At 58.7% G+C, this 22355-nt stretch carries 24 protein-coding genes; 13 read left to right on the top strand and 11 right to left on the bottom strand.

What is annotated here, in order from left to right; all coding sequences use genetic code 11:
- The first annotated feature begins 10 nt into the window (after nt 1-10).
- Nucleotides 11-949, top strand: a complete 939-nt coding sequence (locus tag B0D71_RS02285) for a carbohydrate kinase family protein (RefSeq protein ID WP_103393287.1) — start codon at nt 11-13, stop codon at nt 947-949.
- A gap of 311 nt (nt 950-1260) precedes the next feature.
- On the top strand, nt 1261-1527 hold the full coding sequence (locus B0D71_RS02280; protein ID WP_103393286.1) for a DUF2790 domain-containing protein: 267 nt from the start codon (nt 1261-1263) through the stop codon (nt 1525-1527).
- Nucleotides 1528-1674: 147 nt separating this feature from the next.
- Here the strand turns inward: B0D71_RS02280 and B0D71_RS02275 are convergent, their stop codons facing one another.
- Nucleotides 1675-1941, bottom strand: a complete 267-nt coding sequence (locus B0D71_RS02275; protein WP_103393285.1) for a DUF1652 domain-containing protein — start codon at nt 1939-1941, stop codon at nt 1675-1677.
- A 282-nt stretch (nt 1942-2223) separates the two neighbouring features.
- On the opposite strand from B0D71_RS02275, the gene eco reads away from it, so the two are divergent.
- Nucleotides 2224-2706 (top strand): serine protease inhibitor ecotin, encoded by a 483-nt coding sequence (gene eco / locus B0D71_RS02270; protein WP_103393284.1) that lies wholly within the window; start codon nt 2224-2226, stop codon nt 2704-2706.
- A 25-nt stretch (nt 2707-2731) separates the two neighbouring features.
- Here eco and ilvA read toward each other — a convergent pair whose 3' ends face one another.
- Nucleotides 2732-3745 (bottom strand): threonine ammonia-lyase, biosynthetic, encoded by a 1014-nt coding sequence (gene ilvA, locus B0D71_RS02265; RefSeq protein WP_103393283.1) that lies wholly within the window; start codon nt 3743-3745, stop codon nt 2732-2734.
- 247 nt (nt 3746-3992) lie between these two features.
- On the opposite strand from ilvA, the gene B0D71_RS02260 reads away from it, so the two are divergent.
- Complete coding sequence (locus tag B0D71_RS02260) at nt 3993-4328, top strand: DUF2834 domain-containing protein (RefSeq protein ID WP_103393282.1); 336 nt, start codon at nt 3993-3995, stop codon at nt 4326-4328.
- 39 nt (nt 4329-4367) lie between these two features.
- Here B0D71_RS02260 and B0D71_RS02255 read toward each other — a convergent pair whose 3' ends face one another.
- Nucleotides 4368-5291, bottom strand: coding sequence for a magnesium transporter CorA family protein (locus tag B0D71_RS02255; protein WP_103393281.1), 924 nt, complete (start codon nt 5289-5291; stop codon nt 4368-4370).
- A gap of 7 nt (nt 5292-5298) precedes the next feature.
- On the bottom strand, nt 5299-6840 hold the full coding sequence (locus tag B0D71_RS02250; protein ID WP_165798674.1) for a RimK family protein: 1542 nt from the start codon (nt 6838-6840) through the stop codon (nt 5299-5301).
- A gap of 139 nt (nt 6841-6979) precedes the next feature.
- On the opposite strand from B0D71_RS02250, the gene B0D71_RS02245 reads away from it, so the two are divergent.
- Nucleotides 6980-8077 (top strand): GNAT family N-acetyltransferase/peptidase C39 family protein, encoded by a 1098-nt coding sequence (locus B0D71_RS02245; protein WP_103393279.1) that lies wholly within the window; start codon nt 6980-6982, stop codon nt 8075-8077.
- Between the two features lie 53 nt (nt 8078-8130).
- Here B0D71_RS02245 and B0D71_RS02240 read toward each other — a convergent pair whose 3' ends face one another.
- Nucleotides 8131-9282: a PQQ-dependent sugar dehydrogenase gene (locus B0D71_RS02240; protein WP_103393278.1), complete on the bottom strand. Its 1152-nt coding sequence runs from the start codon at nt 9280-9282 to the stop codon at nt 8131-8133.
- 67 nt (nt 9283-9349) lie between these two features.
- The gene (locus tag B0D71_RS02235) at nt 9350-9697 is read right to left on the bottom strand and encodes a hypothetical protein (RefSeq protein ID WP_103393277.1); all 348 of its coding nucleotides are present in this window, start codon (nt 9695-9697) and stop codon (nt 9350-9352) included.
- A gap of 192 nt (nt 9698-9889) precedes the next feature.
- On the opposite strand from B0D71_RS02235, the gene ku reads away from it, so the two are divergent.
- Entirely contained in the window at nt 9890-10750 is an 861-nt protein-coding gene (gene ku / locus B0D71_RS02230) for a non-homologous end joining protein Ku (RefSeq protein ID WP_103393276.1), read from the top strand.
- A 54-nt stretch (nt 10751-10804) separates the two neighbouring features.
- On the opposite strand, the gene lpxO is transcribed toward ku, so the two are convergent.
- Nucleotides 10805-11704 (bottom strand): lipid A hydroxylase LpxO, encoded by a 900-nt coding sequence (lpxO, locus tag B0D71_RS02225; RefSeq protein WP_103393997.1) that lies wholly within the window; start codon nt 11702-11704, stop codon nt 10805-10807.
- Between the two features lie 472 nt (nt 11705-12176).
- Between lpxO and B0D71_RS02220 the strand changes: the two genes are divergently transcribed.
- Complete coding sequence (locus tag B0D71_RS02220) at nt 12177-13763, top strand: ABC-F family ATPase (RefSeq protein ID WP_103393275.1); 1587 nt, start codon at nt 12177-12179, stop codon at nt 13761-13763.
- Nucleotides 13764-14140: 377 nt separating this feature from the next.
- Complete coding sequence (locus B0D71_RS02215; RefSeq protein WP_103393274.1) at nt 14141-15328, top strand: MFS transporter; 1188 nt, start codon at nt 14141-14143, stop codon at nt 15326-15328.
- A 39-nt stretch (nt 15329-15367) separates the two neighbouring features.
- Here B0D71_RS02215 and B0D71_RS02210 read toward each other — a convergent pair whose 3' ends face one another.
- Nucleotides 15368-16405, bottom strand: a complete 1038-nt coding sequence (locus B0D71_RS02210) for an alpha/beta hydrolase family protein (RefSeq protein ID WP_103393273.1) — start codon at nt 16403-16405, stop codon at nt 15368-15370.
- Between the two features lie 169 nt (nt 16406-16574).
- The gene (locus B0D71_RS02205) at nt 16575-17186 is read right to left on the bottom strand and encodes an FMN-dependent NADH-azoreductase (protein WP_103393272.1); all 612 of its coding nucleotides are present in this window, start codon (nt 17184-17186) and stop codon (nt 16575-16577) included.
- Nucleotides 17187-17317: 131 nt separating this feature from the next.
- Here B0D71_RS02205 and B0D71_RS02200 point away from each other — a divergent pair, with 131 nt between their 5' ends.
- Together B0D71_RS02200 and B0D71_RS02195 are read left to right on the top strand one after the other, a co-directional pair.
- Nucleotides 17318-18226, top strand: a complete 909-nt coding sequence (locus B0D71_RS02200; RefSeq protein WP_103393271.1) for a LysR substrate-binding domain-containing protein — start codon at nt 17318-17320, stop codon at nt 18224-18226.
- A complete protein-coding gene (locus B0D71_RS02195; RefSeq protein WP_103393270.1) occupies nt 18223-18582 on the top strand; it encodes an MmcQ/YjbR family DNA-binding protein in 360 nt (119 codons plus the stop codon). The genes B0D71_RS02200 and B0D71_RS02195 overlap by 4 nt, the downstream gene beginning before the upstream one ends.
- 11 nt (nt 18583-18593) lie before the next feature.
- Here the strand turns inward: B0D71_RS02195 and B0D71_RS02190 are convergent, their stop codons facing one another.
- The gene (locus B0D71_RS02190; RefSeq protein ID WP_103393269.1) at nt 18594-19022 is read right to left on the bottom strand and encodes a DUF1294 domain-containing protein; all 429 of its coding nucleotides are present in this window, start codon (nt 19020-19022) and stop codon (nt 18594-18596) included.
- Entirely contained in the window at nt 19019-19849 is an 831-nt protein-coding gene (locus tag B0D71_RS02185; RefSeq protein WP_103393268.1) for an undecaprenyl-diphosphate phosphatase, read from the bottom strand. Before B0D71_RS02185 ends, B0D71_RS02190 begins: the two co-directional genes overlap by 4 nt.
- A 425-nt stretch (nt 19850-20274) precedes the next feature.
- On the opposite strand from B0D71_RS02185, the gene pnuC reads away from it, so the two are divergent.
- From pnuC to B0D71_RS02170, 3 genes are all read left to right on the top strand, one after another.
- Nucleotides 20275-20838, top strand: coding sequence for a nicotinamide riboside transporter PnuC (gene pnuC / locus B0D71_RS02180; RefSeq protein WP_103393267.1), 564 nt, complete (start codon nt 20275-20277; stop codon nt 20836-20838).
- Nucleotides 20835-21359, top strand: a complete 525-nt coding sequence (locus B0D71_RS02175) for an AAA family ATPase (protein WP_103393266.1) — start codon at nt 20835-20837, stop codon at nt 21357-21359. Before pnuC ends, B0D71_RS02175 begins: the two co-directional genes overlap by 4 nt.
- Before the next feature lie 558 nt (nt 21360-21917).
- Entirely contained in the window at nt 21918-22355 is a 438-nt protein-coding gene (locus B0D71_RS02170; RefSeq protein ID WP_103393265.1) for a hypothetical protein, read from the top strand.

Genomic DNA, 22355 nt, shown 5'->3' with positions numbered 1-22355 from the left:
GTGAACAACTATGTACCTGGTGTGTGGCGAAGCGCTGTTCGATTTTTTCAGTGAAAACGACGCCAGCGGTCTGGCGTCCAATGTGAACTTCAAAGCCATCGCCGGTGGCTCACCGTTCAACGTGGCGGTGGGCTTGCGCCGGTTGGGCGTGGACACGGCGCTGCTGGCCGGGTTGTCCACCGACTACCTGGGCCGGCGCCTACTGCAGGTGCTGCAAGATGAGGGCGTGCAGACAGGCTACCTGTTGGACTTTGCCGCGCCGACCACCCTGGCGATGGTCGCAGTCGGGGCCAATGGCTCGCCACAGTACAGTTTCCGCGGCGAAGGCTGCGCGGATCGACAATTGAAACCGGAACACCTGCCGACACTTGGATCTGAAGTTCGTGGCTTGCATGTAGGTTCGTTCTCTCTGGTGGTTCAACCGATTGCCGACACACTGTTGGCATTGGTACGTCGGGAAAGCGGCAAACGCCTGATCAGCCTCGATCCGAACGTGCGCCTGAACCCGCAGCCCGACATTGACCTGTGGCGCGCGCGAGTCGCGACGCTGGTAGAGCTGGCCGACTTGATCAAGGTCAGCGACGAGGACCTGCATCTGTTGTACCCGGGCCAGGATCCGGCGCAAGTGATCGAGGGCTGGTTGCAGCACCGCTGTCAGCTGGTGTTCCTGACCCGGGGCGGCGAAGGCGCGAGCGTGTTCAGCCGGGCTCACGGTTCGTGGTCGGCTCCTGCCTGTACGGTAAAAATCGCCGACACCGTGGGCGCAGGCGATACCTTTCAGGCGGCACTGATTACCTGGCTGACCGAACAGCAGCTGGACTCGGTGGAGGGTGTGAAGCAACTTGGCCGCGAGCAGATCGACAGCATGCTGAATTTCGCGGTGCAGGCGGCGGCGTTGACGTGCAGCAAGACCGGCCCGGATCTGCCTTACCGGCAGCAACTTCGCTGACTTCAAGGCCCTCTTCGCGAGCAGGCTCGCGCCCACAGGGTTTCGGGTCGTTCACAGCATTGGTGTCTACGCTCGGGCATTGTGGGAGCGAGCTTGCTCGCGATGACTTTCTAACAGGCGCCCGATGGTCTTAACTAATACCCGTGACCGTACATTCGCGACAGGCGGCGTTCAGCCGGATTAACCCTCGCTTAACCGTGTGGTCCAACACTTCACAGGACCGCACGCCCTCAGACTGTTCTGACGCCCAGTGCGGCAGGTTCGACAAGCCACACATCGAACTGACATTCCGTCCGCACCGGAGATCGCTGATGAACACTCGCACCCTGCTGGTTACCGCCGCTCTCGCCTGCACTGTATTTGCCGGGTTGGCTCAAGCCAATGACACTGCTACCTCTCAGGCCGTGCCTTATCACTACGGCATGCCGTTGCATGTCAGCAAAGTGATTTCACTGACCGAGCCCGACACACTGGAGTGCAAAGTGGTGAAGGCCGACATGAAGTACATCGATGACACGGGGAAAACCGCAGAAATCACCTACCGTAAACTGTCCGACGCGTGCGAGAACCAGGGCTGACCGAAAAGCCTGAAATTGAGCCATGGCTTCGTGGTCGGCAGTTGGGGATTGACTTTACTGGGTTTTGGCGAATGGCTGAGTTGAACTGGCGCTGGGCCTGGCATTCTTCCAGACCCGGCGCGTCTCTGTGGAGTTTGAAACCGCAGGCTAGAGCGCTTTGCCCAACATCGAGTGCGGCTCGACCTCTATGTAATGCTGTTTGGACCGCAGTTGGGCAATCAACTCGTTTATTTCACGACAACCGTTAAGCCCAGAGGCATCGATGCCAGTGACCAATAGATCGAGGTGATCGGTTTGCCCGTCGGCATAGACCTTGACGGTCATCGACAGATCCGGTGACAGCGTGCACTGGCAGCGTTTGGGCAGAAAGCTGCTTTCGATGATGTTGCGAATTTCCAGGGCAGAAAGAAACATGGCGACCCTCTCCTTTGTGAGACTGCCAATCAACGATCAGTGCTCGCTCATGTGAAATCCCGGCAAGCTTCAAGGACAGCTACAGCATAAAACATGCCCTGGGTTTCGCTGTGCAGCTCATCGGTAAATCAAGAAGTTAGGCAAATCACCTTTAAAGCCTGTCATGCAGATTGCAATAAACACCCCTCACACGTCCGCAATTTGCACGCTCGGCCCTGCGGGTTTGCATTCATTGCACACGACAGTGAAAATGCCGTCCTTCACTTCAAGCAAGGAGGCAACATGAATTCATTGACCGTCAACGCGAGCGCAGCGCTGTTCGCACTGGGGCTTGCTGGCGTTGTACATGCCGCCAAACTCGAAGAAACTGCGCCCTATCCGAAGGCCGAAAGCGGGTTTACCCGCCAGGTGATTCACCTCGCGCCACAGGCTCGGGAAGATGACTTCCAGGTCGAGATCCTGGCCGGCAAAACAATGACCGTAGACTGTAATCACCCCCGTCTGGGCGGCATTCTCGAGGAGAAAAACCTCGAAGGTTGGGGCTACCCGTTCTATCGCCTGGAAAAAGTCATTGGCCCGATGAGCACACTGATGGCCTGCCCGGCCGGCACGAGCAGACAGGATTTTGTCCCGGTGGTCGGCGACGGCTTCCTGCTGCGATACAACAGCAAGTTGCCGCTCGTGTTGTACGTGCCCAAGGACATCGAAGTGCGCTACCGAATCTGGTCGGCATCGAACAAGGTCGAGAAAGCCGTTCAGGAATAAGCCGGCTATCGGCCTGCCCGCGCCGTCATGCCGGGGCGCCACTCAACGCGGCGCGCTCGGCCACATGCCCCAGGCTGTCGAAGTTGATGTTGGCTCCCGAGTCGATGGCGATCAGGGTCTGACCACGAACCCCGCTCCGAGCCACGTACTTCTTGATACCGGCCACCGCCAGCGCGCCGGAAGGTTCGGTGATCGAGCGGGTATCGTCGTAGATATTCTTGATCGCGGCGCAAAGTTCGTCGTTGCTGACCGTCAGCACCTCATCGACGCAAAACCGGCAGACCTCGAAGCCGTAAGCGCCTACCTGTGCCACCGCCACCCCATCGGCGAAGGTGCCGACGCTCGGCAGCACCACCCGTTCGCTGGCCTGCATCGCCGCTTGCAGACACGCGGAATGCTCCGACTCGACGCCGATGATGCGAACATCCGGCCGCAAGTATTTGACGTAAGCGGCGATGCCCGCGATCAGCCCCCCGCCCCCCACCGGCACGAAGATCGCCTCCAGCGGACCTTGATGCTGGCGCAGGATTTCCATGGCCACCGTGCCTTGCCCCGCGATCACCTCCGGGTCGTCGAAGGGAGAAACAAAGGTTCGACCGGTTTGCTCGGCCAGGCCCAGTGCATAGGCCAGCGCAAACGGAAAGCTTTCACCATGCAGTACCGCATCGGCGCCGCGACTGCGCACCCCGACGACCTTCAGTTGCGGTGTCGTACAGGGCATGACAATGGTGGCGTTGATCCCCAACTCCCGCGCGGCCAGTGCCACGCCCTGGGCATGATTGCCGGCAGAAGCCGTGACCACGCCGCGAGCCTTTTGCGCATCGCTCAGTTGCACCAGCTTGTTGTAGGCACCGCGGATCTTGAAGGAAAAGGTCGGTTGCAAGTCTTCGCGCTTGAGCAGCACCTGATTGCCCAGGGCTTCAGACAAGGCCGGTGCCGCTTGCAACGGCGTGCGCACGGCGAGTTCATACACCGGCGCGGCAAGGATTTTTTTGACGTAGCGTTCAAGCAGGGCTTGCTGGTCGGTTGTAAAGCTCATGATCGTCTCCTGACATTGATCGGGGCCCGGGAGACAGAAAATGAAAACCCGCCTCTAGGGCGGGTTGGGTGCTGCAGTCGTGAGCTAGCCCGCCAAATGAGGAATGGCGGTAATAATGCTTGGCTGGCAGCGCAATACGGTGGAAGTCATGGCTCGAACTTAGCCGGACGCTGATGGCAAGTCAATGGCAAATTTGGGCTGGTCGCTATAGGCTGCTGATTCCAGTCATTGCCCAAGGAAGGAACACATGAATGCCATTGCCTTGCCCCTGATCACCTTGATCGCCTTTGCCGCCTACACCGTTTCGGTGATGCTCCAGGCTGAACAATCGCTGATCGACTTCGGCATCAGCCTGATGTCCCGCCCGGATACCGCACAGGTGGTGATCGATCTCTATCTGCTGGCGACGCTGGCGGGCATCTGGATGTACCTGGATACACGAAAGCGCGGGCAGTCGGCGCTTTCGGTGGTGCCTTATCTAATGATCACCGCTGTGTTTGTGTCGATTGGGCCGTTGTTGTATCTGGTAGTGCGAGGGCTACAGAATCGGAAAAAATTGTTGAATGTCGAGCAAGTGGGCTGATCCAGAAATTGCGCTGACTATAGGATCGCCATCGAAATCTCACTTCGCCAACCGCTTGAGCCCGACTACCATAGCCCCCGCCCCGAGCATCATCGCCGACAGCAGCAACGGGTAGGAAACCCACCACGGCATCCCCGCCGTCATCATGCTGAACTCGGACATGCCGCCAATACTCGCAATCAGGTTCAATGGCAGAAACACCACGTTGATCAACGTCAACTTGCGCAGCAGGTTGTTCATGCTGTTGTTCATCAGGTTGCCCCGGGCATCGATGAGCCCGGAGAACACCGTTGAATAGATTTCCGCCTGCTTGTAACACTGGTTATTTTCGATGATCAGGTCATCGATCAGGTCAATGGCCTCGGCGCTGAAACACTGCTTTTGCGCATGGTTGCGCAGTCGGGTCAGGACGGCGCCATTGCTGTGAATCGCGTTGATGTAATAGATCAGGCTTTCGCTGAGATTGAACATTTGGATCAGATGCTGGTTCTGCATCGAGGCGTTGAATTTCTGCTGCAGTTCCCGGGCAATCAGCTTGATGACCTTCAAGTGCCCCAGATAGTGATGAATGTTGTTGAACAGCAAATCGAGCAGGACATCCAGCGGCGTATTGAGCGCCTGGCGCTTGCCGAGCCCGTTGAGCGGTGCGTCATCGGTGGCGATCACCAGCAATCGCCCCGGAGAAAACAGCAGGCCACAAGACGACACCTGGAACCCCAGGCTGTCAGCACCGGAGTAATTGTCCGGTCGCTTCCAGATCAGGAACAGGTTGTCGGGATGAAACTCGATGCGCGACACCTCGTCAGGGTCCAGCGCCGAGGCCAGCGCATGTTCATCGAGTTTGAAATGACTGTGCAGCAGGTCGCGCTCGGCCGCGTCGGGGTTACTGAACAGCATCACCTCGGCGTCCAGTCGTTCGACGGCGCATAGCGTTCCGCCGGTCAATTGAAAACTCTTGATCATCGACGTCTCACCACGCCTGGCCGCGACGCTTGAGCTCCAGGCGCCGGACAAACTCTTCCAGCACCAGTGAGTACAGGTCGTCCTGCAGGTAGGCATCTTCGATGCCGGCGTCCAGGTTGGGATTGTCGTTGACTTCGATCACCACCACTTTGTCGCCGGACTGCTTGAGGTCGACGCCGTACAGGCCATCGCCAATCAGATTGGCGGTTTTCACCGCCAACTCCACTACCGCTCGCGGGGCTTCATGGACGGCAAGAGTGCGGCATTCACCGTTGATGTCCGGGCCCTTGGCCTTGTGGTTGTAGATCTGCCAGTGGCCCTTGGACATGAAGTACTGGCAGGCAAAGATCGGTTTGCGGTTGAGTACGCCGATGCGCCAGTCGTACTCGGTGTAGAAAAACTCCTGGGCCAGCAACAGAACGGAATGCTCGAAGAGTTCTGCGGTGGCTTCGAGCAACGCTTGCTGACTCTCGACCTTGATCACGCCCCTGGAGAAACAACCATCGGGGATCTTCAACACCAGGGGAAAGCCCAAGCGTTCACCGACCCGCTCGAAGTCTTCCGGTCGCTCCTTGTAGAGGATTTCAGTGGCCGGCATGCCCAATTGATGGCTTTTGAGCAGGTCGGTCAGGTAAACCTTGTTGGTGCAGCGCAGGATCGATGTCGGATCGTCCATCACCACCAGCCCTTCGCTCTCGGCCTTTTTGGCGAAGCGATAGGTGTGGTTGTCGACACTGGTGGTCTCGCGGATCAGCAGGCCGTCGTATTCGGCGATCCGCGCATAGTCCTTGCGCTCGATCAGTTCGACATCGATGCCCAGGGACTTGCCGACCCTGACAAAGTTGTCCAGCGCCCTGGGGTTGGAGGGTGGGAGCGCTTCCTGGGGATCATGCAAAATGGCCAGGTCATAACGGGCCAACCTGCGAGAACGTGGCAGACGCCAGATCTTGCGACTGAAACTATCCAGTGAGTTGGCGAACTGGTCTTCCTGATCCTCGCGCAACTTATGCAGCGCACCGAATTTTATACCTTCGATGTGCCAGCCATTAGTTCGGCGAAAACCAACCAGCAAAATCGGACAAGCAAACACTTCAAACAACTGCCGCGCCAAATCTTGCAAGGGCTCAATATTGGTCTTGCCAAAATACAAGGTCAAGGTAAACCCTTCGGTATCACTGTAAGCATGATGACTGAGGGCTTTCTCCAAAGTTCTGTCCAGATCATCCAGTGCCAGTCCATACAGCGACTTGCGGGTCAACTCGCTGATGGTTCGCACTGATGGAATCACCTTGTGCCCGCGAGCCTCCGCGAGCAGCGAGCAGTAATAACCGTGCCCAAGGTACTTATAATTGCGGCACAGGTTGATCACCTGGACACGCTTGCCCTGCTCGTTATCGCGGGTCTGCTCAAGGTACTCCTGAGCGGTAACGATGTCTTCGCTGGGAAAGTAAGACGCCCAGTCTTCCCTGCGTTCGACGATGATAATCAACTGACTGGAAGTACTACTCGACTCTTTTAAATAAGTTGCAGAAGTGATTGCTGCCGGCATAGTTTGCTCGGATACTTCGCGCCAATGACCTTGTACCGCTGACATAGTGATCGATCCGTTTTTGAGAACAAGACCTTTCCTATTAAGCACGAAGTTTTTTGAAAGTCCCGTTTCATTACGTAACTTTTACGGTGGTCATATGAATACATTTTTTCGTTTGGCGGCAATAGAAGATTTACCTGCACTACTGCAACTGGAAGAACAATGTTTCACCACCGATCGGCTCAACAGTCGCAGTTTTCAATGGATGATCACCCGTGCGCACGGGCAACTGCTGGTCGCCCAGTGTGGTGAACATCTGCTGGGTTATGCCGTGGTGCTGTTCCATCGGGGGACGTCACTGGCGCGTCTGTATTCGATTGCCATCGCCGCCCAGGCGCGGGGCAATGGATTGGGCAAGCAGTTGCTCGATCGCGTCGAAGCCTGTGCCCTGGAGCACGATTGCGCGTATCTGCGATTGGAGGTGCGTATCGACAATCCAGCGGCGATTGCCCTGTATGAACGCAACGGTTACCGGCGCTTCGCCCTGATTCATGACTATTACCAGGACCATGCCGATGCACTGCGCCTGGAAAAACGCATCCTCCAGCACAGCGACTCACGCCATATAAAAGTGCCTTATTACCCACAGACCACCGAGTTCACCTGCGGCCCGGCTTGCCTGCTCATGGCCATGGGGGCGCTGCAACGGGACCGTTTGCTCGAGCGTCGCGAAGAACTACAGATCTGGCGCGAGGCGACAACCGTGTTCATGACCTCCGGTCACGGCGGCTGCAGCCCCCAAGGCCTGGCATTGGCGGCCTGGCGCCGCGGGTTTCGGGTGCGACTGCAACTGAGCATCGCCGGACCGATGTTCCTCGATGGTGTGCGGGACAAGCATAAAAAAGACGTAATGCGCCTGGTGCACGATGAGTTCACGGCTCAACTGCTTGCCAGTGAGGTTGAACGTGAGGTGGGCGGGCCGCTGAATCTGCCGCAATTACTGGAAAACGGCGGGCAGCCATTGGTGCTGATCAGCAGCTATCGCCTGACCCGTTCCAAATCGCCTCACTGGGTGATCGTGACCGATGTCGACGACGAGTTCGTCTATCTGCACGATCCTGATGTGGATCACAGCCAGCATCGCCAGCCGTTGGATTGCCAGCATTTGCCGGTCAGCCATGCGGAATTCGACAAGATGTGCCGATTCGGTAGAGGCAAGCTGCGGGCGGCGGTGATTCTGTATCCCCCCCTTTGACCGTCCGAACATTGTGGCCAGGGGGCCAGCCCCCCTCGCCACAAAAGCATCGGTTACTTCAGGCCGACTTTGTACAACCCGCCGTTCTCCTCGTCGGTCAATACATACAAGTAGCCATCCGGCCCCTGTCGCACATCGCGAATACGCTTTTTCAACTCCCCGAGCAGACGCTCCTCGTGTATCACCTTGTCGCCCTCGAATTCCAGGCGGATGAGTTCCTGGCTGACCAACGCGCCGATGAACACGTTGCGCTGCCAGGCCTTGAATCGATCGGCATCGTAGAACGCCATGCCACTCAGTCCCGGGGACTTTTCCCAGACATGATTCGGGGCAACGGTGCCTTCGGCGGTATCACCCTTGGCTTCGGGAATCGGTTGACCGGAGTAGTTGATGCCATGGGTCGCCAGCGGCCAGCCATAATTCTTGCCGCGCTCAATAATGTTGATTTCATCGCCGCCCTGGGGGCCGTGTTCGTTTTCCCACAGCGTACCGTTCCACGGATTGAGCGCCGCACCTTGCGGGTTACGCTGCCCGTAGGACCAGATCTGCGGACGGACGTTGGCCTGGCCGACAAAGGGGTTGTCCTTGGGCACCGTGCCGTCCGGATAGATTCGCACCACTTTGCCTTGCAGCTTGTCGAGATCCTGGGCGGTCGGGCGATCGTTGTTTTCCCCCAGGGTCACGAACAGGTAGCCGTCACGGTCGAACACCAGACGCGAGCCGAAATGGTTGCCGACCGAGAGCTTGGGTTCCTGACGCAGGATCACCTGGAAATCCTTGAGTGCCGTCATATCGTCAGAGAGCCGCCCGCGACCCACCGCAGTACCGGCCTTGTTACCCTCACCGCCACCTTCGGCATAGGACAGGTAGACCATCCGGTCCTGCCTGAAATCCGGTGACAATGCCACGTCGAGCAATCCGCCCTGCCCCTTGGCCCAGACCGTCGGCACGCCATTGAGCGGTGCCGACAGTTTGCCGTCGGCAGTCACCAGACGCAGGTTGCCGGGCCGTTCGGTCACCAGCATGCCTTTTCGATCCGGCAAGAATGCCAGGGCCCATGGGTGCTCCAGCCCCGTCACGATGGGGGTGACCTCAAGGGTGCCCTCTTCGCTTTTCATCGTCTGGGTGGACGCAGCAAGCACAGGGACAGTGGCGGTGATCAATACGCTGGCACAGAGGCTGGCCAATAGATTTTTACGCAACATGCAGGATTCCTTTTCCGATGAACATGAGGTCTGGGGAAAAATAGCGGCCAGATGAGTTGCCTGCCACTCAACGGTTGCCGGTGCCAGCGTCTCTTGGGGCAGGATTTGGGATGAATTTCGGTGGGCTGGCGGGAGCACCTCGGTCGGGATAGCGATTGCCGATGCCTCCGTTGTCCAGCGTCGGCGGACGCGGGACCGGTACGGTATTGGGTCCGCGTATTGCCGGGGCGCTGGGTCGGGTGCCTTGCATGCTGTTGGGGTTGGCCCGGTTGATCGGGCTGCTGTAAGGATTGTTGTTGGTGCTGCCCGGCAGGTTCTGGGCCAATTGCCACGAAGCAGAGGTGTCGGCCTGCACCAGTGGGCCCAGTACGGCACTCAAGGCCAGCGCAATGGCGCCAAACACGTATCGGTTCATGGGGTGCCTCTCTCCATCACATGGATATGGACTTCGATACCACGCTACGCCCGGGGTTCGCATTTGTTAACAAATACCTCCCCGGCAAGATGTAACACGACGTTGATCCGGGTAATGGAACAGCCACGCAAACCACGGAAACTTTTGCCCAAGGCCGCAGGTCACCTGAACATCACTCGCGAGTAGACGACCATGGCACGGGCAATCTGGAAAGGCGCAATCAGCTTCGGACTGGTGCACATCCCCGTGGCGCTGGTCTCGGCAACGTCCTCCCAAGGTGTCGATTTCGACTGGCTGGACAGCCGCAGCATGGACCCGGTGGGTTACAAGCGTGTCAACAAGGTCACGGGCAAGGAAGTCACCAAGGAGCACATCGTGAAAGGCGTGCAATACGAAAAGGGTCGGTATGTGGTGCTCAGTGAAGAAGAGATACGCTCCGCTCACCCCCTATCGACCCAGACCATCGACATTTTTTCATTTGTCGACGGCAAGCAGATTCCCCTGCAGAACATCGACACGCCTTACTACCTGGCACCCGACAAACGCGGCGGCAAGGTCTATGCACTGCTGCGCGAAACCCTGAGCCAAACCGGCAAGGTCGCCCTCGCCCATGTGGTCCTGCATACCCGCCAGCATCTGGCCGCACTGATGCCACTGGAATCGGCCCTGGTGCTGGTGATGCTGCGCTGGCCGGCCGAGGTACGAAGTCTCGATGAATTGGCGCTGGACAGCGAAGTCATCAAGCCGGAACTGGCCAAGGGCGAACGGGACATGGCCAAACGCCTGGTGCAGGACATGAGTGCCGAATGGACGCCGCAAGACTATCGGGATGGTTTCGAAGACAAGATCATGGCGTTGGTCGACAAGAAGGCCCATGAAGGCAAGATCGAAGACGTCGAAACCGCCACTGGCGAGGAAACGCGGAAAACGGCGGATGTCATTGACCTGACCGAGTTGCTCAAGCGCAGCCTTGGGAACAAAGGTGCTGGTAAAGCGGCGGTCAAGCCAAAGGCGAGCAGCAAACCCGCTGTGAGGAAGAAAGCCAGCAAGTGATTTGCTGGATGTTCCGACTTGCTCGCGAAGGCTTACTACGTCCACACGTAAAATTCAGATCAGAATGAACACCGCCAACACCCCGGCAAAGATCGACCACTTTTGGAGGTAGTAAAGCTTGCGGTTGCGTTTTTTCAGCTCCTTGCCGCGCAGGCGAACCTTGTAGACCTTGCCGAATAGTCGATTGAGCCCGCCGGTCCTGTCACCTGCCTCGTTCGGAGCACCTGCCGCCGACATGACATTGCGGCTGAACCACCGATTGAAGGCCGCCGCCCACCGATACTTCATCGGCCGCTCGACGTCGCAGAACAGGATGATGCGATTGTGCGGCGTGGTGTTTTCTGCGTAATGAATGTAGGTCTCATCGAACATCACCGCTTCGCCATCGCGCCAATGGTAGTCCTGGCCATCGACATTGATGTAGCAGCCGGAATCGTTGGGTGTTTCCAGGCCCAGGTGATAACGGTACGAACCGGCGTACGGGTCGCGGTGACGCACGAGTCTGGAGCCAGGAGGCAGTTCGGCGAACATCGCCGCCTTGATCGAGCCAATGCCCTGCACCAATTCGGTGGTACGCGGGCAGAGCTTCATGGCCGACGGGTGGCTGTCGCCGTACCACTTGAGATAAAAGCGCTTCCAGCCGGTCTTGAAAAACGAGTTGAAACCGACGTCATCGAATTGGTTCGAGCGCTTGATCTCCCCGGCCCTAAGCAAATTCTGGCCTTCGGCACGAATTTCTTGCCAATGCACTTGCAATGGACGCAGGTCGGGGAAGTCGGCCGGGTCGAGATACGGTTTGTTGGGGATTTTCGAAAACAGATAAAGAAAGCAGTTGATCGGCGCCAGAAACGTCGAGTGATCACTCAACTGGCGACCCAACTTATGGCGCACTTGGCCACGCAGATGGACATACGCAATAGAGGCAACGTAGATAACGGCAATGATCAGTTTCACGGAAATCGTCACACGTCAGAAGTAAACAAACTGCGCCCTCCCGGGTCTTGTGCAGCGGCTGATTTTCGAAACAGCGGCCCCGTAGTGCCAGCGAGCCTTGCCGATGGACGGCATCCGGCGGATGGATGGCATTTTAGCCACAGTTTGTAACCAATAGTTAACCTACAACTGTGAAAATGTGTCCACAAAAGCCGCCCGAACGTTGCCGTGGCCTCAACGCCCTATCGTTTAAAGAGCCAGACCAGTACAATCGCCGCCAAACTTTACGCGCCCCCAGGTTGAGAGCGGGAAAATCCCCTTTCAGCGCACATTGACTCGGGCCAAGCGCGCCACATGCTGCTGTCCACTTAATGCCAGATGGATCTTCCACTGCTGATCGGGATGAATGTCCCGGGGTCCTGACAGTGGAAACGGGTACTGAACCGGTACTGCCGCAACCCTAGCTACTCTGAATGCTTCGCAGGAAAAACCTTTGATTTCTACAGCTAACATCACGATGCAGTTCGGCGCCAAGCCGCTCTTCGAAAACGTTTCGGTCAAGTTCAACGGTGGCAACCGTTACGGCCTGATCGGCGCCAACGGTTGCGGCAAGTCGACCTTCATGAAGATTCTCGGCAACGACCTCGAGCCGTCCGGCGGTCAGGTCATGCTGGAGCCGAACGTGCGTCTGGGTAAATTGCGCCAGGACCAGTTCGCCTACGAAGAGTTCACCGTGATCGACACCGTGATCATGGGTCACGAAGAACTGTGGAAGGTCAAGGCCGAGCGCGACCGCATCTACTCGCTGCCGGAAATGAGCGAAGAAGACGGCATGGCCGTGGCCGAGCTGGAAACCGAATTCGCCGAAATGGACGGTTACACCGCCGAGTCCCGCGCCGGTGAGCTGCTGCTGGGCCTGGGCATTCCCCTGGAGCAGCATTTTGGTCCGATGTCTGAAGTGGCTCCTGGCTGGAAACTGCGGGTGTTGCTGGCTCAGGCGCTGTTCTCCGATCCGGAAGTGCTGTTGCTCGACGAACCGACCAACCACCTGGACATCAACACCATCCGCTGGCTGGAAACGATCCTCAAGGCGCGTAACAGCACCATGATCATCATTTCCCACGACCGTCACTTCCTCAACAGCGTCTGCACTCACATGGCTGACCTGGACTACGGCGAACTGCGTCTGTTCCCGGGCAACTACGACGAGTACATGACCGCGGCGACTCAGTCCCGTGAGCAATTGCTGTCGGACAACGCCAAGAAGAAAGCCCAGATCTCGGAACTGCAAACGTTCGTCAGCCGCTTCTCGGCCAACGCCTCGAAAGCCAAGCAGGCCACTTCCCGCGCCAAGCAGATCGACAAGATCCAGCTGGCCGAAGTCAAGCCATCGAGCCGCGTGAGCCCGTTCATCCGCTTCGAACAGACCAAGAAACTGCACCGCCAGGCCGTGACCATCGAGCAGATGTCCAAGGGCTTCGACGGCAAGACCCTGTTCAAGAACTTCAGCTTCACCGTCGAAGCCGGCGAGCGCGTGGCGATTATCGGCCCGAACGGTATCGGCAAAACCACCCTGCTGCGCACCTTGATGGGTGAGCTGACCCCGGACGCCGGTTCCGTGAAATGGACCGAAAGCGCGGAGCTGGGCTACTACGCCCAGGACCACGCCCATGACTTCGAAGACGACGTCAGCCTGTTCGACTGGATGGGCCAGTGGACTCAGGGCGAGCAGGTCATTCGCGGCACTTTGGGCCGCATGCTGTTCTCCAACGACGAGATTCTCAAGTCGGTCAAGGTCATCTCCGGTGGTGAGCAAGGCCGCATGCTGTTCGGCAAGCTGATCCTGCAAAAGCCGAACGTACTGGTGATGGACGAACCGACCAACCACCTGGACATGGAATCCATCGAAGCGCTGAACCTGGCACTGGAAAACTACCCGGGCACGCTGATCTTCGTCAGCCACGACCGTGAGTTCGTATCGTCCCTGGCCACTCGCATCATCGAGTTGAGCCCTAACGGCGTGACCGACTTCAGCGGCACCTACGACGACTACCTGCGCAGCCAGGGTGTGGTGTTCTAAAGGCAGCTACAAGCCTTTAGCTGCAAGCTTCAAGTGAAAAGCCCTGTCCTTAGTGACGGGGCTTTTTGCGTTTCATGGCCAGGAGTCTGTCTGGTGCAGACTCCTTCGCGAGCAAGCCCGCTCCCTCATTTTGGATGCATTTCCCTGTAGGAGCTGGCTTGCCAGCGAAGGCGATCATGCAGGCAACATTTGTGTTGGATGTGCCGGCCTCTTCGCTGGCAAGCCCGCTGCTACATTTGGAATGCGCTCCAAGTGTGGGAGCGGGCTTGCTCGCGAAGAGGCCCTCAATGACTGCAAAAATTAGTTAGCCTGCTTTCTTTTATCGCAACGCCGCGCCATGATGCAGTTCTCCCACCGCCGCCCGCGAACGAGCCCTCATGTCTGCGCCGCAAGTTGCCCCGCAAAGCTCAATGGCGATCACCCTGCAGATCGTCTCGATCGTCTTCTACACCTTCATTGCCTTCCTCTGCATCGGTCTGCCGATTGCGGTATTGCCGGGTTATGTCCACGAACAACTTGGGTTCAGCGCCGTCGTGGCCGGGCTGACCATCGGCTCGCAATACCTCGCCACCCTGCTCAGCCGGCCCATGGCCGGACGGATGTCGGACAGCGTCGGCACCAAGCGCGCAATCATCTATGGCCTGTCGGGGATTGTGCTCAGTGGCGCGCTGACCTTGCTGTCGACCCTGTTGCAAGACTTGCCCTTACTCAGCTTGCTGATTTTGATCGCCGGGCGCTTGCTACTGGGGATCGCCCAAGGGTTGATCGGCGTCGGCACCATCAGTTGGTGCATGGGCCAGGTCGGTGCCGAGCACACCGCGCGGTCGATTTCCTGGAACGGCATCGCGTCCTATGGTGCGATTGCCATTGGTGCGCCACTGGGCGTGGTCATGGTGCAACAACTCGGCTTCACCAGCCTGGGCGTCGCCCTGATGCTATTGGCCATGGCCGCACTGTTGCTGATTCGCAAGAAGCCCTCGGTACCCGTGGTGCGCGGTGAGCGCCTGCCGTTCTGGGCAGTATTCGGGCGCATTGCGCCGTTTGGCGCGAGCTTGAGCCTGGCGTCCATTGGCTACGGCACGCTGACGACCTTTATCACCCTGTATTACGTCAATCGTGGCTGGACCGGCGCGGCCTACTGCCTGACCGTGTTTGGCGTGTGTTTCATTCTGTCGCGGTTGCTGTTCATTTCCGCCATCGGCCGTTTCGGCGGGTTCACCTCGGCCATTGCCTGCATGTGCATCGAGACGGTTGGCCTGGTGCTGCTGTGGCTGGCCCCCTCGACCGGGTATGCGCTCATTGGCGCCGGTCTGACCGGGTTCGGTCTGTCCCTGGTTTATCCGGCGCTGGGTGTGGAAGCCATTAAGCAGGTGCCGAATTCCAGCCGGGGCGCTGGTTTGAGTGCTTATGCAGTGTTTTTTGACCTGGCGCTGGCAATCGCCGGCCCGTTGATGGGCGCAGTGGCGTTGAACCTGGGTTACGGGTGGATTTTCTTCAGTGCGGCGTTGTTGTCGGTGTCGGGGCTGGGGCTGACCCTGCTGCTCAAGCGCCGGGCGATGACCTGATGTGGGAAGCGGGCTTGCTCGCGAAGGGTCGTGTGCAAATTACTGATCGGCAGTTTGCATCCCGGCCCGGGTCGCCCTGCCCAGCGTACGCGAGAAGAAGCTTCCGGCTTCAGAGATCAAATTACGGTGAATGTCTTGCCGATCGACGCCATCGGCATCGGTGCACAGCGCGGGCATGATCGCAATCTGCTCGTCATTGCACGGCGCCATGAACACGAAGTGCCCTGCCCCAGCCAGTAACTTGAAGTCCGGCGCCGTCGGCAGTTTGCGCGCCAGGGCTGCGGCGTTCTTGTCGACCGCCACCAGTTTGTCGCCATCGCCGCTGTAAAGCAGCACCGGCACATGCACATCGGCCAGGGTGTGGCGGCCGAACTTCAGGCTCAGCGGCGCCATCAGCATCAAGGCATGGACGCGAGGATCAGCCACCGGTTGCAGGTCGTCGCGGTCGACAATCAGTTCGCCCTGGGTGTTGCAGGCATCGCGGTCATCCGGACGCTCCTGGCAATAGCGGCGCAGGCGATCCAGATCCGGTGTCGCGCCGGACAGAATCAATGCGGTCTCGCCACCGGCCGAATAGCCAATGACCCCCACCTGATTGGCATTGACGAACGGCGACAGCATACGGTCGCCCAAGGTCGCGGTAATGGCTTCGGAAATCTGGATCGGCCGGCCATACAGGTTACTCAAAGTACCGAGGCGGCTGTGGTCCCTGGAGTTGTCACCGGGGTGGATCACCGCCACCACGACGAAGCCTTTACGTGCCAGCGAGGTGGCGAGGTCGTGCAAGGCCAGTGGAGTGCCGGTGTTACCGTGGGACAGCATCAGCATCGGGAACCGGCCAATGGCGACTTTGGTGTCCTCCCCGGCTTCGACGGTGTAACCCTCGAGTTTGCTGGTGTGCTCCCAATCACTGGAAGGATAGAAGGCGATGGCGCGCATCGGCTGCAGGTCAAGCGGGTCGAGAAAGGTCATCTCATGGAAGCCGACGCTCCAGTGAGGATGCGGCGCAGGCGCAGCGTGCACTGTATTCAGGCTGCTGAGCAGACAAATCAGTAAAGTTGCACAAAGACGCACCATGGGATGCCCCACCTTGTTACCGGACTTGAGTCGTAGACCCTGAAAAGCATAAGTCGGGCCACAATCTGAAACGACCAGAAACAAAAAACTCCGTAGCTGGTACTTGCGTAACCAGAATACAGAGTTTTTTGGGGCATTACATGAGCGGGTGCCTGGTTTTACGCAAGCCTTACGCGGCGGCGAACAACTGCTCGCTGATTTGTGCGTGGGCCGCGCTCATGGCTTTGTTGCGCACCTCGTCACCGTAAGCCAAGCCTTCGGCACGGACGATTTCGATGTCGGTGATGCCGATGAAACCAAATAGAACCTTCAAGTACTCTTCGTGGGCGACACCGGTTGCCTGACCGGCGTGCATGCCGCCGGACGTCGAGACGATCACCACTTTTTTGCCGCCGCACAGGCCTTCAGGGCCGGCTTCGGTGTAACGGAAGGTCTGACCGGCAACGGCGATACGGTCGATCCAGGCCTTCAGTTGAGTCGGGATGGTGAAGTTGTACATCGGTGCGGCAATCACCACCGCATCGGCGGCGAGGAATTCGGCCAGGGTCGAGGCACTCAATTCGGCTTCGTGCTGTTGGGCGGCGTTACGCAATTCAGCGGTGGTACCGGCTGCAACCAGGGTATTGGCCGAGAAGTGGCTGATCGCGTCGGCGGCCAGGTCGCGATAGGTCACTACAGCGGTCGGCTCGGCGGCTTGCCAGGCTTTGACGACTTCGCTGCTCAACTGACGGGAAGCCGAGTTGTCGCCCAGGATGCTCGAATCGATATGCAGCAGTTTCATGTGGGATCTCCAGGTGAGGATCGCCCACAAGGGCGATCTGATGGGACTAATCCTACAGACGAAACCAATAGCTGATTAGACGGCAACAATGCGATAGTTCGTCTCACAGATAGAACAATCAGGCTCACATCATGCAAGACCTCAATGACCTGTATTACTTCGCCAAGGTCGTGGAAGCCGGTGGCTTCGCGGCAGCCGGACGATTGCTGGGCATCCCCAAGTCCCGGCTGTCACGGCGCATCGCCGAACTGGAAGAACGCCTTGGCGCACGGTTGCTGCAACGCACCACCCGACAACTGAAGCTCACCGCCGTGGGTGAACGCTACCTCAGACACTGCCAGGCGATGCTGCTGGAGGCGGAAATGGCCGACGAGGCCGTGGCCAGCATGTCCAGCGAACCCCGTGGGCGTTTGCGGGTGTCCTGCCCGGTCGGGCTGGCCCACGAAATATTGCCGGGGGTGATCAGCGACTTTCTGGAGCGGTTTCCGCAAGTCCAGCTGGAAGTCATGCTGCTCAACCGACGGGTCGACCTGGTCAACGAAGGCATTGACGTGGCCCTGCGTGTGCGGGAACTGGGCGACGAAGACCCGCTGCTGGTCACCCGTCGCCTGCGTCAGGCGCAGATGGTGATGGTTGCCAGTCCCGGCTTCCTCGTGGGCCGTGAGATCAACCATCCCGAGGATCTGAAAAGCCTGCCGGTACTCGGCGCCCTGGAAGCCGATCGCATGGTGCACATCCGCATGCTGGATCAAAAGGGAAAAAGTTGGGAACTCGCGCTCGAAGCCCGGCTGGGCATCGATGACTTTATCGTGCGCAGGGCCAGCACCCTTTCTGGTCTGGGCTTTACGATGCTGCCCATGATGTATTGCGAGCAGGAACTGGAAAACGGCTCACTGGTGCAGTTGTTGCCCGACTGGTCGTTGCCCGGTGGCTGGCTGCAAGCGGTCTATCCTCATCGACGCGGAGTGATGCCGGCGGTACGCGCCTGGATTGACCATTTGGTTGAATCCTTCAATGCCTGTGGGGAAAGATTGTTATGAAAGCTGGACGGATGAGCGAAGAGGATGTCGCGAAATTTTGCCTTACCCTGCCCGGCGCTCGGGAAGACTATAAATGGGGAGGCGTGCGGGTGTTTTCGATTGCCGGGAACAAGATGTTCGCCTTGCAGGGGTTGCGGGGTGATTCCCTGGCCTTCAAGGTCGACAAAGACTTGTTTCTCGGCCATTGCGACCGCCCAGGGATTCATCCGGCGCCTTATCTGGCGCGCGCGCAGTGGATCATCATGGAAACGCCCTACCCGCTCGGTAGCGAAGAACTGCAGGGATTGTTGCAGCGCTCCCACCAATTGGTGGTGAGCAGACTGCCAAAGCGCGCTCAAGTCGGACTCTTGTTGTAGAGCCTTCCTTGTTAGAACAAGGCGAACCCGTGCGCGCCGAGGAACAGGTGATCGATCCAGAACACCTCGTGCAGCAGGACGATGATCCAGAACACCAACTGAAACGAGACTTTGCGCGTTTTGTGCCGAAACGCTTGCTGGGCCAGCAACGCCCCGGGCCAGCCTCCGGCGAGCTCCAGCGCATGCAGGACATTCTCCGGCGTCCGCCATTGCTCGGCGCGCGCCTTGCGCTTGTCGCTCCAGTACAGAAAAAACGTCACGACGCTGACGATGCCGTAGGCCGCCAGGGGAATCAGAGACTCCCCATGCAGCCAGAACGACACCGAACCCGACAGCGGCAACGCGCACAGGATTGCAAACACCAGCCACTTCAGCCGTGGATAACGGACCTGTCCCCCGGACAGGCGTCCGGGGTTATTGCGCGAGGGCGAGTCACTCACGGCTTCGCCGCGCTCCAGTCAACCCAGCCGAATTGCCAGGTCGCCAGGATGATCAGGCCGAACACGATGCGATACCAGGCAAACGCCGCATAGCTGTGATTGGCGATGAACTTGAGCAGCCCGCGAACCGCAATCATCGCGAAGATGAACGCCGTGACGAAGCCGATCGCGAACACCGGGAAATCCGCCGGGACAAACAGGTGGCGGTATTTATAACCCGAGTACACCGCCGCGCCGACCATGGTAGGCATCGCCAGGAAGAACGAGAACTCGGTAGCGGTCTTGCGCGACAGGCCGAACAGTAACCCGCCGATGATCGTCGAGCCCGAACGCGAAGTGCCCGGAATCATGGCCAGGCATTGGGCGAAGCCAACTTTCAGGGCATCTTTCCAGGTGATGTCATCCACGGTCTCGGCGTGTACTTCATGCTGACGGCGCTCGGCCCACAACATGATGATGCCGCCCACGACCAGCGCCGTTGCCACGGTAATCGGATTGAACAGGTATTCGTGGATCAGGTCGGCGAAGATGACGCCCAACACCACGGCCGGAAAGAACGCGATCAACAGGTTAGCGGTAAATCGCCGGGCACTCGGCTGAGTCGGCAGACCGATGACCACGTCGAAGATCTTGCGCCGAAACTCCCACACCACAGCCAGGATGGCACCCAGCTGAATAATGATGTTGAACGCCATCGCCCGCTCGCCGCCGAAGCCAAGCAAGTCGGCCACGATAATCTGGTGACCCGTACTGGAAATGGGCAGGAACTCGGTCAGCCCTTCTACAACCCCAAGAATCAATGCCTGAAAGGCGGTCCAAAGATCCATCAATCCCCCAAAAGGCTATGCGCATCGGCATGCCCCGTTAGTATTTTTCAAAAGCTTTCATAGCGAACAGCGTAACTGAAGCCCCGCGCATCAAGGATCACCACAGAACCGTAAAAACCCTGTGAAAAAACCACCCTGAGTCGGGTTTATCCGTGCGGGGCCGAAATCCTATCAGACAAGTCCGTTCGGCGCTGCCGCGATATCGGACACGCATTGCACGGGTTCGTGCGCCGATACGTGGCTGGATGCTGGCAATGGTTTATGACAGGAGCAAGAATACGCAGCGATCGGCCGCTGGCAGCCAACAGGCCAAGGCCCATTTCAGTACCGCTTCATGCGCCAGCGGGGCACGCCCTGCATCACGGGATTCCAAACGCCAATCCGGTTACAATCCGCCCCCTCTTCGATTTCCCCAAGGAACCTCCATGTCCGGGCTTGAACTGTTTGCCGCCGCCCTCGGTGTCATTGCCGTCTGGCTGACAGTCAAACAGAACCCCTGGTGCTGGCCCATCGGCCTGGTCATGGTGCTGCTATATAGCTGGATCTTTTTTGAGGTGAAGCTGTATTCGGACATGCTGCTGCAAATCGTCTATGCCGCTTTGCAGCTTTACGGCTGGTGGCAGTGGACGCAGGTGGGCGAAACGACCCATGGCCGCGAAGTCAGTCGGCTCGACACTCGACTCGTGGTGTTGAGCCTCACCATTGGCGCCGTCGGCAGTCTGTTGCTGGGGGCGGTCATGGCCCACTGGACCGACGCCGCACAACCCTGGCTCGATGCAGCGCTGACCGGGTTCAGCCTGGTGGCGCAGGTCTGGATGGCGCAAAAACGTGTCCAGTGCTGGCCGTTGTGGATCGCCCTGGATGTGATTTTCGTCGGGCTGTTCATCTATAAGGACCTGTACCTGACTGCCACCCTGTACGGGTTGTTCGCCGTTATCGCCGTGCAGGGCTGGCGCGAATGGCGCGCCGATCCGGCATTGCGCGCATGAAAGTCCTGGTCCTCACAGGCCCCGAATCCAGCGGTAAAAGCTGGCTGGCGGCCGAGTTGCGACAGCGTTTCGGCGGGATTCTGGTTGACGAATATGTGCGCTGGTTCATTGAGCAGAATCCGCGGGACACCACACTGGCCGACATTACCCCCATCGCCCGCGGCCAATTGGCATGGGAAGACCTGGCGCGGGCGCAACAACCGCCGTTGCTCATACTCGACACGCACCTGCTGAGTAATATCCTCTGGAGCGAGACCCTGTTTGGCCAATGCCCTGCCTGGATTGAACAGGCACTACTGGCCCGGCATTACGACTTGCACTTGCTACTGTCGCCGGAACACGTCGACTGGACGGATGACGGCCAGCGTTGCCAGCCCCGCTTGAGTGAACGCCAGGCATTTTTCGAACAGACCCTGACGTGGCTCGAGCGCCACGCACAACCGGTTCAAGTACTGCGCGGAGATTGGGCGCAACGCCGCCTCCAGGCACTGAACACCGTGACCCGTTTGCTCGACGCCTGATCGGCGTCTAGGGCAATTCCCCCGCCATCCCCCCTGTTTTTTGGGTCTTCACTGGTTTGGGGGCCGCTTCATTGTCGACTCGGACGCGGTCCCTTGTAGGAGCTGGCTTGTCGGGTCGCCGCATCGCAGCGATGGTCGTTAACGATAACGCGCGTGAACTGGATAAACGCGGCGCACTTGAGTCCATCGCCGGCAAGCCGGCTCCTACAGTTCCCGGGAATGCGTGAAGAACCTGTTTTTTTGGGGGGGAAGTGTCCGATCCTGAAACACTCTCTCTGTCTCAAACTGCCCGTTTCAACACCCTTCGTCGTTTTGTCACCCGACTTGTAAAGGCATTGATACAGCAGCGCTAGAACCTTTGTTCTAGAGGGGTGCGGCGGTATTTCCGGGCTGCCGGCGCAGCGTTCCGTCTCACCGTTGGAACATCTTCGGCAAAGGGGGTCGCGGAACAAATCTGCAAGCCATTGAATCAACTGGATATTCAAAAACCGGCACAGCTTTCGCTCCATTCCTTACACAGCTGACCAGGGACGGCCGTCAAATGAAGGAATAAACGTCGTGGGGATATTCAACAAAAAGGGCTTAACGTGCCTCCTGCTGATCGCGAGCGCAGGTGGCACGATTCTCAGTTCCAACGCTCAAGCCGAAGGCAACGGTGTCATCGTGCTTGATCGTTCTGTTCACCCGACTCCCATCGGGCGCAGCGGCGGCAGGGATACGAACCCGAACACCATCAATGCCAACCCATCGGCCCGCGTCACCGGCGAACTCAGCGACGCCGACATTGCCGGAGTAACCACCGGAACTGCCTTTCGTAACAGCAACGGGCAAAGCCTGAGTGGCATTCAAGGCATCAACGTCATCAGCAACCCCAATGGTTTGCCTGGAATGTCCGTCGGCCACGGTGGCGGCAGTGGCGGTGCCATTTCCGGAACCATCAACCGCGCCATGAGCAGCGGCCTCGGCTCACTGGGCAGAATAGCGGGAGGCCAATGA

Source organism: Pseudomonas laurylsulfativorans (genome assembly GCF_002906155.1).
GTDB classification, from domain to species: Bacteria; Pseudomonadota; Gammaproteobacteria; order Pseudomonadales; family Pseudomonadaceae; genus Aquipseudomonas; species Aquipseudomonas laurylsulfativorans.
Note: the sequence above shows the minus strand (reverse complement) of the source record. Positions and strands in the feature narration are given on the sequence as shown.